At 35.0% G+C, this 14,530-nt stretch carries 14 protein-coding genes, 1 tRNA gene and 4 pseudogenes; 11 read left to right on the top strand and 8 right to left on the bottom strand.

The genetic code is table 11. The features are described 5' to 3' along the window. Window positions 1–79 precede the first annotated feature (79 nt). Window positions 80–961 (top strand): IS982 family transposase, encoded by an 882-nt coding sequence (locus tag OPR17_RS04645; RefSeq protein WP_265021320.1) that lies wholly within the window; start codon window positions 80–82, stop codon window positions 959–961. A gap of 327 nt (window positions 962–1,288) precedes the next feature. Here the strand turns inward: OPR17_RS04645 and OPR17_RS04640 are convergent, their stop codons facing one another. After that, entirely contained in the window at window positions 1,289–1,936 is a 648-nt protein-coding gene (locus OPR17_RS04640; RefSeq protein WP_265021319.1) for a heme exporter protein CcmB, read from the bottom strand. 106 nt (window positions 1,937–2,042) lie between these two features. On the opposite strand from OPR17_RS04640, the gene OPR17_RS04635 reads away from it, so the two are divergent. Both OPR17_RS04635 and OPR17_RS04630 read left to right on the top strand, forming a co-directional pair. Next, window positions 2,043–2,435 (top strand): TraR/DksA family transcriptional regulator, encoded by a 393-nt coding sequence (locus OPR17_RS04635; protein ID WP_064124828.1) that lies wholly within the window; start codon window positions 2,043–2,045, stop codon window positions 2,433–2,435. Window positions 2,436–2,731: 296 nt separating this feature from the next. Beyond that, window positions 2,732–3,312 (top strand): annotated as a pseudogene (locus tag OPR17_RS04630) (IS4-like element ISWosp8 family transposase); the annotation flags it as partial. A gap of 12 nt (window positions 3,313–3,324) precedes the next feature. On the opposite strand, the pseudogene OPR17_RS04625 reads toward OPR17_RS04630, so the two are convergent. Beyond that, window positions 3,325–4,188, bottom strand: a pseudogene (locus OPR17_RS04625) (IS982 family transposase); the annotation flags it as partial. Next, complete coding sequence (locus tag OPR17_RS04620; RefSeq protein WP_265021318.1) at window positions 4,151–4,291, bottom strand: hypothetical protein; 141 nt, start codon at window positions 4,289–4,291, stop codon at window positions 4,151–4,153. The pseudogene OPR17_RS04625 and the gene OPR17_RS04620, both read right to left, overlap by 38 nt. A 210-nt stretch (window positions 4,292–4,501) precedes the next feature. Between OPR17_RS04620 and OPR17_RS04615 the strand changes: the two genes are divergently transcribed. The 5 genes and pseudogenes from OPR17_RS04615 to OPR17_RS07450 all read left to right on the top strand — a co-directional run. After that, a complete protein-coding gene (locus OPR17_RS04615) occupies window positions 4,502–5,398 on the top strand; it encodes a class I fructose-bisphosphate aldolase (protein WP_065094425.1) in 897 nt (298 codons plus the stop codon). Window positions 5,399–5,403: 5 nt separating this feature from the next. Next, window positions 5,404–5,475 (top strand) — tRNA-Cys (locus tag OPR17_RS04610). Window positions 5,476–5,605: 130 nt separating this feature from the next. After that, window positions 5,606–6,673, top strand: a complete 1,068-nt coding sequence (locus OPR17_RS04605) for a quinone-dependent dihydroorotate dehydrogenase (RefSeq protein WP_265021317.1) — start codon at window positions 5,606–5,608, stop codon at window positions 6,671–6,673. Window positions 6,674–6,860: 187 nt separating this feature from the next. Further along, window positions 6,861–7,559: a ribonuclease III gene (gene rnc, locus OPR17_RS04600; protein WP_006279914.1), complete on the top strand. Its 699-nt coding sequence runs from the start codon at window positions 6,861–6,863 to the stop codon at window positions 7,557–7,559. A gap of 81 nt (window positions 7,560–7,640) precedes the next feature. Then, window positions 7,641–7,776 (top strand): annotated as a pseudogene (locus OPR17_RS07450) (IS66 family transposase); the annotation flags it as partial. Between the two features lie 122 nt (window positions 7,777–7,898). On the opposite strand, the gene OPR17_RS04595 reads toward OPR17_RS07450, so the two are convergent. From OPR17_RS04595 to OPR17_RS04585, 3 genes are all read right to left on the bottom strand, one after another. Then, window positions 7,899–8,441 carry a hypothetical protein gene (locus OPR17_RS04595; protein WP_265021316.1) on the bottom strand — a complete coding sequence of 181 codons (543 nt, stop codon included), beginning with the start codon at window positions 8,439–8,441 and terminating at the stop codon, window positions 7,899–7,901. A gap of 111 nt (window positions 8,442–8,552) precedes the next feature. Continuing rightward, window positions 8,553–9,083 (bottom strand): phospholipase D family nuclease, encoded by a 531-nt coding sequence (locus OPR17_RS04590; RefSeq protein WP_265021315.1) that lies wholly within the window; start codon window positions 9,081–9,083, stop codon window positions 8,553–8,555. Between the two features lie 1,118 nt (window positions 9,084–10,201). Further along, window positions 10,202–11,104, bottom strand: coding sequence for a transposase (locus OPR17_RS04585; protein ID WP_265021314.1), 903 nt, complete (start codon window positions 11,102–11,104; stop codon window positions 10,202–10,204). Window positions 11,105–11,343: 239 nt separating this feature from the next. On the opposite strand from OPR17_RS04585, the gene fumC reads away from it, so the two are divergent. Further along, on the top strand, window positions 11,344–12,738 hold the full coding sequence (gene fumC, locus OPR17_RS04580) for a class II fumarate hydratase (RefSeq protein ID WP_265021313.1): 1,395 nt from the start codon (window positions 11,344–11,346) through the stop codon (window positions 12,736–12,738). A 156-nt stretch (window positions 12,739–12,894) separates the two neighbouring features. Here the strand turns inward: fumC and grxD are convergent, their stop codons facing one another. Both grxD and OPR17_RS04570 read right to left on the bottom strand, forming a co-directional pair. Continuing rightward, the gene (grxD, locus tag OPR17_RS04575) at window positions 12,895–13,254 is read right to left on the bottom strand and encodes a Grx4 family monothiol glutaredoxin (protein WP_265021312.1); all 360 of its coding nucleotides are present in this window, start codon (window positions 13,252–13,254) and stop codon (window positions 12,895–12,897) included. Between the two features lie 15 nt (window positions 13,255–13,269). After that, on the bottom strand, window positions 13,270–13,488 hold the full coding sequence (locus OPR17_RS04570) for a BolA/IbaG family iron-sulfur metabolism protein (protein WP_006280012.1): 219 nt from the start codon (window positions 13,486–13,488) through the stop codon (window positions 13,270–13,272). A gap of 111 nt (window positions 13,489–13,599) precedes the next feature. On the opposite strand from OPR17_RS04570, the gene OPR17_RS04565 reads away from it, so the two are divergent. Both OPR17_RS04565 and OPR17_RS04560 read left to right on the top strand, forming a co-directional pair. Next, on the top strand, window positions 13,600–13,890 hold the full coding sequence (locus OPR17_RS04565) for a hypothetical protein (protein ID WP_265021311.1): 291 nt from the start codon (window positions 13,600–13,602) through the stop codon (window positions 13,888–13,890). Then, window positions 13,833–14,525 (top strand): annotated as a pseudogene (locus tag OPR17_RS04560) (P44/Msp2 family outer membrane protein). Before OPR17_RS04565 ends, OPR17_RS04560 begins: the two are co-directional and overlap by 58 nt. Window positions 14,526–14,530: the final 5 nt, after the last annotated feature.

Below are 14,530 nucleotides of genomic sequence, written 5' to 3'. Positions count from 1 at the left end.
GATTCTGGATTAAAGGAGAATAGAAAAGGCAGAAAACAGGGTAAACTCAGCAATTATAAAAAAATAGATGAGGTTACCCATGGAAGATATAACAAAACTGTTTTGTTTGGTCGATGATTTTTGCAGAGATATAGAGAAAAATTTTGCAGGCAAACTACTGCCAAATGGTAAAAAACCCACAAGAACAACGGAAATTGAGCACTCTGAAATCATGACAATAATCCTGCTATATCAACAATCTCCGTGTAAAAATTTCAAAACTTTCTATCTACATTACCTAACGTTGCTCTACAAATCAGAGTTTCCAAAGTTGCCTTCATATACCAGGTTTGTTGCTCTAAAGCCTAGGGTTTTGTGGCATTTAGCAATGTTGTTGCATTGGCTTTGTGGACAGTCAGAAAACACTGGAATCTCATATATAGACACAACTCCCATTGCAGTTTGTCATGCAAAAAGAATATCCAAAAACAAAGTTTTTGCTGGAATTGCAAAATTAAGCAAGAGTACTTACGGCTGGTTTTTTGGTTTCAAATTACATATGGTAATCAATGAAAATGGTGAAATTCATGCACTTACGCTAACAAAAGGCAATGTTGATGATAGGATACCTGTGCCAAATTTGACGGAAAAATTAACCGGCCTTTTGTTTGGTGACAAAGGTTATATTGCAAAAGAGCTTTTTCAGAAGCTGTTTGACCGAGGTTTGAAACTTGTTACCAAGGTGAAAAAAGGTATGAAAAATACATTAATTTCGCTAAATGAGAAGATTTTACTGAGAAAAAGGTCTATCATTGAGACTGTTTTTGGTTACCTAAAAAATAGACTAGAAATTGAACACACTCGCCATAGATCCCCTGTTGATTTCTTGGTTCATATCTTTTCTACTCTCATCTCCTATTCCATCAAATCCAAAAAGCCTTCTATTTCCTATACTTCCTTCCTTAATCCAGAATTTGCGTAAGTAGCCCCTTTCTCGTCATGCCGCTGCGAATCGTCATACCGCCGCGGCGCTAACACGTAGCGGGATGATGAGGCTTATCGTCATGCCACCGCGAACCGTCATACCGTCACGGTATCTCTTAGCCGCTAACAAGTAGCGGGATGACGGTTGTCAGGTTAGCTGTTATCCCAGTTTTTGACACTGGGATGACAACGAAGGGCTACTTGGATGACAGGGAAGGATGCTGGAATGAAGGTTTTTCAAATTGTCGATAAACCTAAATCTATAATAACTATTTGCCTTTTTTCTAGGTTATGCAAGAAGTCTACTGAATAACAGTAAGATTTTTCAATCCTGTTCCACAGCAAATTTTAGTGCCATGTGAGTAGTTATGGTGCTGTTAACAATCAAAATAACAAAAACTAAGAAGGTGATTAGTAGTGTATAAATATTCAAGGATAAATTTTCAAATTGAGTTAGCATTTTAAAATATACAAAGGTTGGCATTATCATTGGCAAAACAAGAACTTGCGATACTCCTGATGCTAAGTTGTTTTGACCAATCATCAATGCATTTCCAGTAGCTGAAATATTAATGATTATCAGCGTATTAAATAATAAAGACACTCCAACTGCTATTGAGTGTTCAATACTATTGCCTAGAATTGCAAAGCTGAATATGGAAGAAATTACTGAAATCGGTAACCCAAATAATAACCAGTGAGCGAAAATTTTATAAGCAACTATAAGCCTAGAAGAGAGTGGCTGTACAAAGATTTGCTCTAATATTCCATCATGATAATCAGATGTAAACAAATTATTTGTAGAAATCTGCAAAACAAATGTAGCACATATCCATGTTAATATTAACATAACTTCTTGTTTATTGTTGTTTTCAAGTGTAAATGAAGATAAACTTAACATTATGATAAAAATACATACTATATAGGTAAAGTTCTTATCATCTATTACTAATTTTTTTACTGAGTCGATCATACTAGGCTTTTAAATGTTTATTATAAATTATAGTGTTTACTTTGAGGTAGTATAATTTTTTGTTCATAAATTATATAGGTTTTATTATTTTTTTGATAATGCAATTATGGAAAAGTTACCAAAAATAAAGTCACCAGAAGATTACACTCCTTCAGAAGATGAAGAATATATGAGCGTAAAACAACTGGAATACTTCAGCTTAAAGTTACAGTCAATACTCGCTGAGCTGGAGAAACAAGAACTAGAAGAGAATAGTATTGATACATACTATTCTGATGGAGATAGTGGAAACGAGGAATTAATCAAGCGTCGAAAAGATAGAAAAGAAAAAATTAAGGAGGCGTTAGAAAAAATAAAATTAGGCACTTATGGTTACTGCGATGGAACAGGAGAAGAAATAGGAGTCGAAAGACTTAAAGCTAATCCGCTTGCTATATATTGTATTGAAGAGCAAGAGAGAGTAGAAAAAGAAAAGAACGTGTACAACATTAACGATTAATTTACACATAAGTGGTGAGCCCATTGGACTTCAAGAGGAGCAAGAGGCGCTGAAGTATGTTATGCTATAAAGAAAGTGGAAAATTGGACATTCTCAACTTGACTCCTGCAGATTAAAAATTAAGTTGTATCCGTTCAGGCAATGGTGTCAACTTAAGGAAAAATATCAGCGATAGTGTATAAAATTTCTCTCTAAATTTTTTATCATTAAATTATCCAAAGAGTGCAAGGGACAGCACTTTTGTTTCTATTTTATTGCAACAAAAAAGTTTAAAATGTGTCTTTTTTAGGTGAGGCATGCAAAAAGGAAAAGATCTTATCTTACAAATTAAAAATGCAATATACTCGAAAACTTTTCAGAAAATCCATTGTGTTGAGTTTTACACGAACAAGAAAACTTCCTTTTTCGACAGTATTTTCTATGATTTTAAAGTTAGTTAAAAAAAGTTTGGGAATAGAATGTGAACTTATGGAGCCATTGACATGTACCCTCAAAGCAAGCTTTTTCTAAAGCTAAAAAATAAAATGAAAGGACAGAAAGTAAGAGTTATAGTGCTGACATTAGCCAACTGAGAAACAGAGTTTTTGACCGAGACTTTGGAGCAAAGCTTATGTGTTAAGGTGGCACATAGAGGAAACGACTCAAAGTAGGGGCAGAGTTAGAGAATTTTTCTGGAGAGGCTGTATTACAAGAATTTTGGGCAAACTTGGTCATGTGCAATATATTATCGCTTCATATGTGTGATGCACAAGGGCCTTGGAACCCAGATCAAATTACTGAGTATCGTTTAAATTTTTCAGTTTTATTTGGTGTAATGAGGCAGAAACTCTATCAGGTACTTATTGCGCCAAAAAACTTTCAAGCCCTTTTTAAACGCGAATTCTGGATTAAGGAAGGAAGTATAGGAAATAGAAGGCTTTTTGGATTTGATGGAATAGGAGATGAGAGTAGAAAAGATATGAACCAAGAAATCAACAGGGGATCTATGGCGAGTGTGTTCAATTTCTAGTCTATTTTTTAGGTAACCAAAAACAGTCTCAATGATAGACCTTTTTCTCAGTAAAATCTTCTCATTTAGCGAAATTAATGTATTTTTCATACCTTTTTTCACCTTGGTAACAAGTTTCAAACCTCGGTCAAACAGCTTCTGAAAAAGCTCTTTTGCAATATAACCTTTGTCACCAAACAAAAGGCCGGTTAATTTTTCCGTCAAATTTGGCACAGGTATCCTATCATCAACATTGTCTTTTGTTAGCGTAAGTGCATGAATTTCACCATTTTCATTGATTACCATATGTAATTTGAAACCAAAAAACCAGCCGTAAGTACTCTTGCTTAATTTTGCAATTCCAGCAAAAACTTTGTTTTTGGATATTCTTTTTGCATGACAAACTGCAATGGGAGTTGTGTCTATATATGAAATTCCAGTGTTTTCTGACTGTCCACAAAGCCAATGCAACAACATTGCTAAATGCCACAAAACCCTAGGCTTTAGAGCAACAAACCTGGTATATGAAGGCAACTTTGGAAACTCTGATTTGTAGAGCAACGTTAGGTAGTGTAGATAGAAAGTTTTGAAATTTTTACACGGAGATTGTTGATATAGCAGGATTATTGTCATGATTTCAGAGTGCTCAATTTCCGTTGTTCTTGTGGGTTTTTTACCATTTGGCAGTAGTTTGCCTGCAAAATTTTTCTCTATATCTCTGCAAAAATCATCGACCAAACAAAACAGTTTTGTTATATCTTCCATGGGTAACCTCATCTATTTTTTTATAATTGCTGAGTTTACCCTGTTTTCTGCCTTTTCTATTCTCCTTTAATCCAGAATTCGCGTTATAAAGAAAAATTTGCATGGTATGACTACAAGCTAGTGCTTATGCCACTTGTTCTTCCTATTGTCAAAATGTATTTTGGAGATTTAATCCAAGAAAAGCCACGACAGCACACCACCAATCCTAACGTTACACCTTTAAATATAGGTATGGCTGCAGGAGAAAGAATGTAAAAAGATCTTTGCTTCAACTGTGGTTTTTGCTATACTTTAAATGAACTTCATAGCGTTAATGAGTAAAGAAATAAGACAAATCTTAAACCACTACGAAAGTGAAAACCCCGGGGTAAAAGCAAATCTTACTCGTATTCTCATGCATGGAAAGCTTGGCGGCACTGGCAAATTAGTAATTCTCCCTGTAGACCAAGGGTTTGAACACGGGCCAATAAAAAGTTTTGAAGTTAACCCTGATGCTTATGACCCACATTATCATTTTCAGCTTGCAGTTGATTCGGGAGTAAGTGCATATGCTGCTCCACTTGGTATGATTGAAGCTGGTGCTTCAACTTATGCTGGAATGCTCCCACTTATTTTGAAACTTAATAGTTCCAACTCCTTACATTCGAAGAATCTGACTTCTGATCAAGCAATAACCTCTTCTGTGAAAGATGCACTGCGTTTGGGCTGCTTGGCTGTTGGATTTACTATATATCCTGGTTCTGCTAAGTGTTTCGATATGATGGAAGAAGCCCGTGAAATCGTAGCTGAAGCCAAATCTTATGGGCTTGCAGTAGTGCTATGGTCTTATCCACGCGGTGAAGGAATTTCCAAAGAAGGTGAAACAGCGGTTGATGTTATTGCCTATGCTGCACACATGGCAGCTTTGCTTGGCGCTAATATAATAAAAGTAAAACTTCCAACTAAATATTTGGAAAGGGAGAAAATAGAAACAGAAAATATTGAATCATTATCTAAAAGAATTGAATATGTTAAAAGATCTTGTTTTGCAGGAAAAAGAATAGTAGTTTTTTCTGGTGGCGAGTCGAAATCAGTGAATGACATATGCAATGAAGCGAAAGAAATTAAGCAGGGTGGTGGTAATGGTTCAATCATTGGACGTAACACTTTCCAACGCAAAAGGGAGGAAGCTTTATCTATGCTAAAAGATATAATGGATATCTACACATAAAAAACGGCTGGGTGGCAGAATGGCTTATGCAGAGGACTGCAAATCCTTTTATACCGGTTCAATTCCGGTCCCGGCCTCTTTCATTTTCTATATCTTGTAAAAGTTGCTCAATTCAACAGTAGCTTTAAGTGTGTAACCTATAGAGAAAATTATTCATAAGTAAAATCAATTTCTTTTCAAGTTATGGTTATACTCTTATAGCGTTTCATGGTAAAAAATAAACTAAAAATAAGCAAAGTGTTTTACAAAATGATATTACGTGATTTATTGTTTTTACTGCCGCCCGAAGTTGCTCACTCTTTGGCAATTATGGCATTAAAGAAAATACCTTATAAGAATCCTATAGAGCTACCAGAATCTTTGAGTGTGAATTTTTTTGGTAATAAGCTCAGAAGCACCGTGGGTCTGGCTGCAGGTTTTGACAAGAATGCAGAAGTTATAAGGCCTATGCTTTCATTTGGTTTTGGATTTATTGAAACTGGTACTGTAACTCGTAATCCACAATATGGAAACAAAAAACCAAGAATTTTTCGGTTAATTAAAGATCAAGGGGTAATTAACAGATTGGGATTTAACAATAAAGGAATAGACTACTTTCTTAAACAAATAGATAAAACCAAGCTTGATGACTGCATTTTTGGCATCAATATAGGAAAAAACAGTACATCAAAGGACCAAATCAGCGATTATGTTGACCTAATAAAGATAGTATATGGAAAGAGCAATTATATAGTGCTGAACATCTCATCCCCAAACACGCCTAATTTACGCAATCTGCACAATAAGCAAGAATTATCGGAATTGTTGAAATCCATCCGGAAATCAATTGATAATTCTAAATCCATACCAATAATATTAAAAATTTCTCCAGATATAGATCAGCAAACGAAAGAAAATATCGCTGAGCTTGCATTGGAATATAAAATTGACGGTTTAACAGTAAGCAACACTACGGTAAGTAGAGATAATCTGCATTCCCACCACAACGAGAGTGGCGGGTTGAGTGGCAAACCACTGTTCAAACTTTCAACCGAGTTATTGGGCGATATGTACAAATTTACTAAGGGCAAAATATTGTTGATAGGGTGCGGAGGAATCTCAAGTGGTGCTGATGCATATAAAAAAATAAAGGCAGGAGCTTCTTTGGTGCAGTTGTACACTGCTCTCATATACCACGGACCTCAAGTTGTAAACAAAATTAATCTAGAACTTGCAGAACTAATAAGGAGAGATGGATTTAGTAACATTAGTGAGGTGGTGGGTTGTATACATTAAACATCTTCTCTGTCACCTAAGTAGCCGACACTGGAATAACATCGATGAATCATTACTCAAATAATGGCTATGCAAGAGCTCTATTAAACTGTATATTTTGGAAGTTATTGGTATTATTTTAATAAAACAAAACTAATTCTTTGGTATAAAGGTGTGGTAGGAAGTGTTTTTCTTTTAAATAATGGGTATGAAGAGTTTGAATGATGCAATATCTAAGATCATTGATTATAAATTTACAAATTATGCAATATTAGAAGAGGCGCTAACTCACCCAAGCGTAAATAAAAGGAATAGCAAAAACCAGATTGTAAGCTACGAAAGACTAGAGTTTTTGGGCGATAGTGTTTTGAATATGGTCGTATCTGCCACACTGTTTAAACTATTTCCTGAAGAAAAAGAAGGAGCATTGGCAAAAAGAAAGACGGATTTAGTTTGTGGCAACACCATTGCTAATGTTGCTAAAGAAATAAAATTAGGCAGCTTTATCATCATGAATAATAGTGAACGCTGCAATGGAGGGAGATGTAACTTAAAAAATTTAGAAAACTCGCTTGAAGCACTAATAGGTGCAATTTATATTGATGGCGGGCTTGAAAATGTTGAAAAATTTATTATCCAATATTGGGAAAAGTTAGCTAAAGGCATGCTTGACCCCCCTCAAGATCCTAAAACCTCACTGCAAGAGTGGACTCAGAAAAACAAATTGCCTTTACCAGAGTATGAGCTTGTAAAACAAACTGGACCAGCGCACAATCCTGAATTTACTATATCAGTTTGCATAGAAGATTATGGTAAAGTTTCTGCATGCGCTTCTAGTAAAAAGATTGCTGAACAAAAAGCTGCTGAGTTGATGCTAGAAAAAATTGGAAAAGACGCTTCAGTTTAGGCAAAATAGGCATTAATGTAAGTTTTAAGGAAGCTAATAGCGTTTAGGGGAAATGGTCAACTTAAGGAGAAGCATAGTATTATTCATAAAAAAGTTGATCTACCAAAAATCAAGCCTTATGTAGTGGAATATCAATGGCCGTTGTCGGAGATGCGGGGAAAAAAGAAGTAGCAAGTTACCAAAAGGTGTTATGCCAGATACATTTGGTCCAAGAGTTGTTTTGTGAAGTTGACAGAGTCAAGGAGAATGAAAGTTTTAAAAAATAGCATATTTTTTAATTATAAAAATTTGATATTAACTGTTGTTGGTTGATTGAGTAAAAACCAGTGAATGGTCACGTTAAAACATGTTTTTAAATTTTTGCCAAAATCCTGATTTATTATCATTAACCTTTGTAAATGTTATATTTAAACTGTATTTCGGATCATTTGGCACGTCGTATTTTATGCTAAATGTTGAAACTTTATCGTTATTGTAAATATGCACATCATCATATGATAGCTTCGTTGTGTAACACTTTACATGCTGTTGCTTATCATACACTAAATTGCCTGACTCCCTTTCTAGTTCCACAAATTTCGTTTTTTTCTGACATTCCTTTATTTTTATTAAATCCTTATCTAGTGATATTGAAACTGGCAGCGTACTTCCATCATATTCTTTAGCTAAAAGTTCACTTCGAGGATACATTTTTATTTCCCTTCCAAAATGTGAGTCTATAAAATTATTACTCCAAAATTTATCGCCAGAATGCACGTACTCATCAGTAGCATACGGTACCCCACCATAACTGCATTGAACTTTGTAATCTCCAACACCATTGTTTTGAAAAAAATCATGAACGGCAGTGTAGCTACCGGCAGCATCATTTGTATAATCCATTACTTTATTCCTTAAACTTTTGGTTTATTATATCATAATCATTATGCCAGTCAATCAAAAAAGCTCTCTCTCTTGCTGTTTTTAGAACTGATTTTAAGCAAGTACTTTTGATTAGTTGGGAGCATATTTATAAGACTGTGACATTCGTGCCTCCCAGTTTTTCACATACTGCTGAATCAATTCAGGATAATCTGTAATAATTAATAAATTTTCAGCATTTCCTTTTTTAGCTGTCTTACTCAGGTTAAACGACCCTGTGATAACTTTTTGATTATCAACAATCATTATCTTATTATGAGCAATTTTTGGCTTATCATCGATCCAAACTGGTACTCCACCTGAAAATAATTCATTTATAACACTATATTTTGAGTAGAGTTGCGATTGATCTAAGATGACTTTAACATCAACGCCACGTTCTTTAGCATTGATCAAAGATTTTGCAATTGTTTCAAGAGTAAATGTATATTCTTGAACTAGGATAGATTTTTTAGACTGATCTATTACGCTGATTATCGGCACAGCACAATCTTCTCCAGGTGAAAAGCAAACCGTAGCTTTTGGGCAGGGCGAAAATATAAAACCCGCATAGTAATACAGAGAAAAACACATTAATAAGAATAAAAAGTGAAAAAGCCTCACAATAACCCACCCCAGGATATATGGCGATAGGCTACATTATAGTTTAATCACTTGTCAATAGACTTTTTGCATAGCTTTTGGCAGCACGTTAACAGCTGTCAGAAACGAAAAACTTACTTGACACCCTTCGCCAGCCCCCTTATCATGAAACTGAAGCTATTGTATTTGCTTTCGCCAATCTGCAGATTAAAAGGTAAGGATTACTTAATGTATCGGCGTCTTATGTTCAATTTTTTGCAGTATATAGATACTGTATGTCTTTACAAAACTTCATCTACATCTAGATTTTTATCTAAATAAGCTGAACGCGCTTATAAAGCGTTACAAGACATCAAAAAATGCCAATACTCGACAGAGATAGTAAAAGACTAGCTAACTCGGGGATTCTTTGTCTTTTTTTCTGCTTAGTAAACTTCTTAAACATTTGCAGCGTAGGTTAGTTGCAATTAAAAGCAGCTGAATTCCGCTTGTCAAGCGTTTAAAACATAAAAAACGCCAATATTTTAAAGCGGATAATAACCCCAGGGCTTCTTTTGCCTTTTTTTTCATTTGGTAAATTTCTTAACGTTTGTAGCTAAAAGAGCCCAAGAGAGGTCAGTGCTCCTTTTTTTGTCATCCAAGTAGCCTCCTATGGTGTCATCCCAGTGCCCAGACACTGGGATCCAGTTGAGCTATTTCAACAAAAATACTGCATTTTGAGATGAACGTTTATTTTCACCAGATTATTTACAAGTATAACAATTAAAGTCTGGATTCCAGTGTCAAGCACTGGAATGACACCGTCTTGGATGGAAACCAGTGTTGGCTACTCGGATGACATCATAGGGGTGCTGGGCATAAGTGTTGAAAGTATCAAAAATAACGTGATATGAGATGATCAACGGCATGTAAATTACCTCCCGACAGTAAAACAATCGAACGTATAAAAGAGTCATTTAGATCCAATGTGAATTGCAGTAATGCTATTTTGAACCCATGTAGATTATTTTTGATTTTATAAACAAGAAATAACAAAGCCGTAATAATAATCATGTAAATATACACCTTCATGCCATTCATAGTATGGCTTAAAAAGTGCTTATATCCAAGATTTTGCTTTATAAATTTAAAGAACACTTCTATATCCATCTGCGCCTATATAGCTCTGTTACTTCATAAGCTGGCATTTCAAACAAGTTTGTCAAAAACCATATTTCATCTCCAATTTTATTTCTGATTTTTATTAGCCGTAGATCATGCTTTTCTGCCACTTTACCTCGTGCACGATAAAGATTAACTATTATATCTTCTAAAATCTCTGATCCATCCGATTTTTGTTCTCTTATAACTTTGTTCCTGCTTATAACATCATGTTTTCTTCCTACTTTAACTCTTGTGATAAATTTGTACTCCTTTTCATCAAATTCGGCAAAAGTTCCAACTTTTCTGATTCCTCTATCAAATAATAAAATATCCTCTTTTTCAACTTTAGCTTCATTAATTGCTCTCACTAATGCCATATCTTCACTACTTTCTTCTTGTCCTTTACAAAATCTTATACTTGTCGGCAATTGATCCTTTAATCCTACACTCACTTTAACTTGACTGTCGTTACTTTTACCGCCTATTTTTAGCCCATCTTTTATGAGATATCCCGATAAATTTATGATCGTCGAATCAAACTTATGTAAGTTATTTGATGTTTTTTGGGGTAATAGCTTTTTAATCTTGCTCATCAAATCAATATATACTCCCTTAAAATATTCTGGATTTATAACTTTTAACCTTTTTGACAAATCACTGTATGTTACTGTACTTTTATCGCTATTCTTATCCATTATACACCTGTCTATTACCATTTCTAGCGCTCTTAGGCTTGTTTTTTGCCCCATTAATATTAACTTCATTAGACCTTTAAATATAATCTTGCCCAACAATTTAGTATTACATTTATCTACTTCACTTAATTTTCCTAGCCTTTCTAAATCCTCATCTTTTATTAAATTTAGTACTCTTTCTATTTGATCCATTATTGCCTCCATTTTCTTGCAATAATAGTTCTTTATGTCTTTTTTGTGTTACTTTCAACACTTATGGGGCGCTGGGATGACACCCTCCTGCTAGACAATGTTCGTACAGTTGTACATCTACCATGCAAGTTACCTGAAAATTGCAATGTTCGTACACTTGACTACTTGGATCTAGTATGATTTAATTAACTAAGAAGTAGGCATGAAAAAATTATGTAGTGAACCAGTTTGCATAACACCAGGAGGAAAATATGGATAGAAAGACGAGAATAGAATCAGACAGCTTAGGGGAAGTAAAAGTACCAAGTGAACATTACTGGGGAGCGCAGACTCAGCGTTCTTTAGAAAATTTTAAGATTGGCACAGAAAAAATGCCAGAGCCTCTGATTAAAGCATTAGCAATAGTAAAACTTGCAGCAGCGCGTGTTAATATGAAACATGGTGTTATAGATGATAGGGTAGGGGACGCAATTTGCACAGCCGCGAGGGAAGTAATAGATGGCAAATTTAATAATGAATTTCCGCTTGTTGTTTGGCAAACCGGATCCGGAACGCAGACTAATATGAATATGAATGAAGTGATCAGCAATCGTGCAATAGAGATTTTAGGTGGTAATTTGGGTAGTAAATCTCCAATACATCCAAATGATCATGTGAATTATGGTCAGTCGTCAAATGACACCTTTCCAACAGCAATGCATATAGCAGCAGCAGAGCAAATAAACTGCTTGCTTATTCCAAATCTTGAAAAATTGCATAAGGTGCTGGATAATAAGGTTCAGGAATTTAAAGATATAATAAAAGTAGGACGTACTCATCTGCAAGATGCAACGCCCCTAACACTAGGACAGGAGTTCTCTGGCTATGCAGTCCAGATTAAAAAGGGGATAGAGAGAGTAAAATCAACTTTAAGTGATATATATGAGCTTGCACAAGGTGGCACTGCAGTTGGCACGGGACTCAATACTAAAAAGGGTTTTGCTGAAGATTTTTCAAGCCAAGTTGCAGAAATTACTAACCTTCCATTTACTTCAGCAGGCAATAAATTTGAAGCGCTAGCAGCAAATGATGCTTTAGTTGAGCTCAGTGGAACACTCAATACAGTAGCAGTCAGTTTAATGAAAATTGCAAATGATATAAGGTTGCTTGGTTCTGGTCCAAGATGCGGAATTGGGGAAATAATGTTACCGGAAAATGAGCCTGGTTCTTCAATTATGCCAGGTAAAGTGAATCCAACTCAGTGTGAAGCGGTGACTATGGTATGCACTCAAGTTATGGGAAATCATGTTGCTGTAACCATTAGTGGTTCAAACGGTCATTTTGAATTGAATGTGTTTAAGCCAGTGATAATTTACAATGTTTTGCAGTCTATAAGACTTTTAGCTGACGCAAGTTTAAATTTTACAGAAAAATGTGTAGTTGGTATTAAAGCAAATGAAGAGAGGATAAAAGATTTACTGAATCAGTCGTTGATGTTGGTCACTATATTAAATACGCATATAGGGTACGACAATGCAGCAAAAATAGCGAAGCTTGCTTATAAAGAAAATATCACTCTAAAAGAAGCAGCAGCAAAACTTCAACTGCTCACTGAGGAAGAGTTTGAAAGGATAGTGAAACCAGAAGAAATGGTAAATTATTTGTAACCGCTCACACTTAATTCTTCAATCTCACTAATAGAAAGGCCAGTAAACTTGACAATAGTGTTAACATCAACATTATTATCTTGCTTTGTCTACCTTATTTTGCCGCTCCCCTGAACGGATACGGTTTAAGACATAAGATCCTTTTTCATAGCTATACTACGTTATCCAGCGTCTGGGCACTGGTTTCTTGGTACTTATTCCGCAATAATTTTTTTCCTTCAATAAACTTTGCAGTTCGCCTTTTTCGTACATCTCGCGAGTGATGTCGCAACCACCAATAAACTCTTCCTTTATATATAATTGTGGAATTGTTGGCCAATCAGAAAACTTTTTTATAGATTCACGTATTTCATCATTCTCCAACACGTTAATATACTTAAACTTCACGTTCAATTTTTTTAGGATTGACACGACGAGTCCAGAGAATCCGCATTGAGGAAAATCAGAAGTGCCTTTCATATACAATACCACATCATTTTCTGTTATATCTTTTTTTATTTGTTCAAAATTGCTCATAAATTCACCTTATTTTTAAGTATTAGTTTCCAGTTGCAAGGCGTGTATAGACTGACCTTCCAGAGCTTTATATACCATTTTATGCTGTTCTATTTTTGTCTTTCCAAGAAAACACTTGGAGTTTATTTTTAAATGATAATGGTCATCATCTCCAGCAAGATCATGAATCTTTATATCAGCGTCGGGGAACGATTGTTTGATGATCCTCTCTAATTCGTGAATTGCAATAGTCATTGATTTGCTTTAAATTACAATACTTTCATTATAAATCTAAAACGATTGAGCGCAATAAAAAGTTGCTATCATAAAAAATAGAAGCATACTATAATAATGGAATGACAAATTATGCAGGGAGGCTTTGTGGTGGGCGAAAGATTTAAATTCACATATCTATTGGTTTTGCTAACTTTTTCATTTGGGTGCTTATCTTACGATGATAAAATAAATAACTTAGAGAATGTTTACATCAAAGCTAACTATTTTGGAGCATTCTTCAATGCAATAGGTTCTCTAGAAGGAAAAGAAGATGCAGGTGATAATATAACAGAGGGGTTTTTAGTTTTAATAAGAAGGAGCGAATTGAAGCTGGATACAGTCCTAAATATGTTCCAGGGTTTGCCGGTAGTGCTGCAATAGGGTATTTATTCAAAAATATGAGAGTTGAGTTTGAAGGCTTATATTCTCAGACTAACTTATATGATGAAGATTATTCAGATAAGAAAAAAGCAAGATATATTGAACTTCGTCGTCACAATGATGCGTCTACTGGAGCGGAATGCAATTCACCTTGAAGAAGTGGAAAGGTTGATATTCACATTCAAGAAAATTGTAGTGTTGAGGCAGAGTTCAGAGCTGCATTTAAGATGAAAAATGAAGGTTTTAATAACTTAGCTGGAATGGTCAATGTATATCGTGATTTTAATATAGCAAAAATGCCATTCACCCCATATGTTGGTATTGGTGCAGGTGTAACTAGGGTTAAATTTCTAGGAAAAACCAGATATGCCTTGGCTTACCAAGCAAAACTTGGTATCAATCACCAACTTACAGCACAAACTCAAGCATTTGCTGGTTTACGCTATTTTGGTATCCTTGATAACCAATTTAAAGATATTGTACCAGGAATAAAGATACTAGCTGGTGAAGGATATATTCCTGCCGGTGGAGGAAGTAAAGTTGATGAAACTGCACGTGTTGAATCAACAACTGCAACCATTACCAATAGGTTTGGCATATATGGCTTAGAGTTTGGATTGGTTTATCACTTTTAACTTTA

Source organism: Wolbachia endosymbiont (group A) of Icerya purchasi (genome assembly GCF_947251635.1).
Lineage (GTDB): Bacteria > Pseudomonadota > Alphaproteobacteria > Rickettsiales > Anaplasmataceae > Wolbachia > Wolbachia pipientis.
Note: the sequence above shows the minus strand (reverse complement) of the source record. Positions and strands in the feature narration are given on the sequence as shown.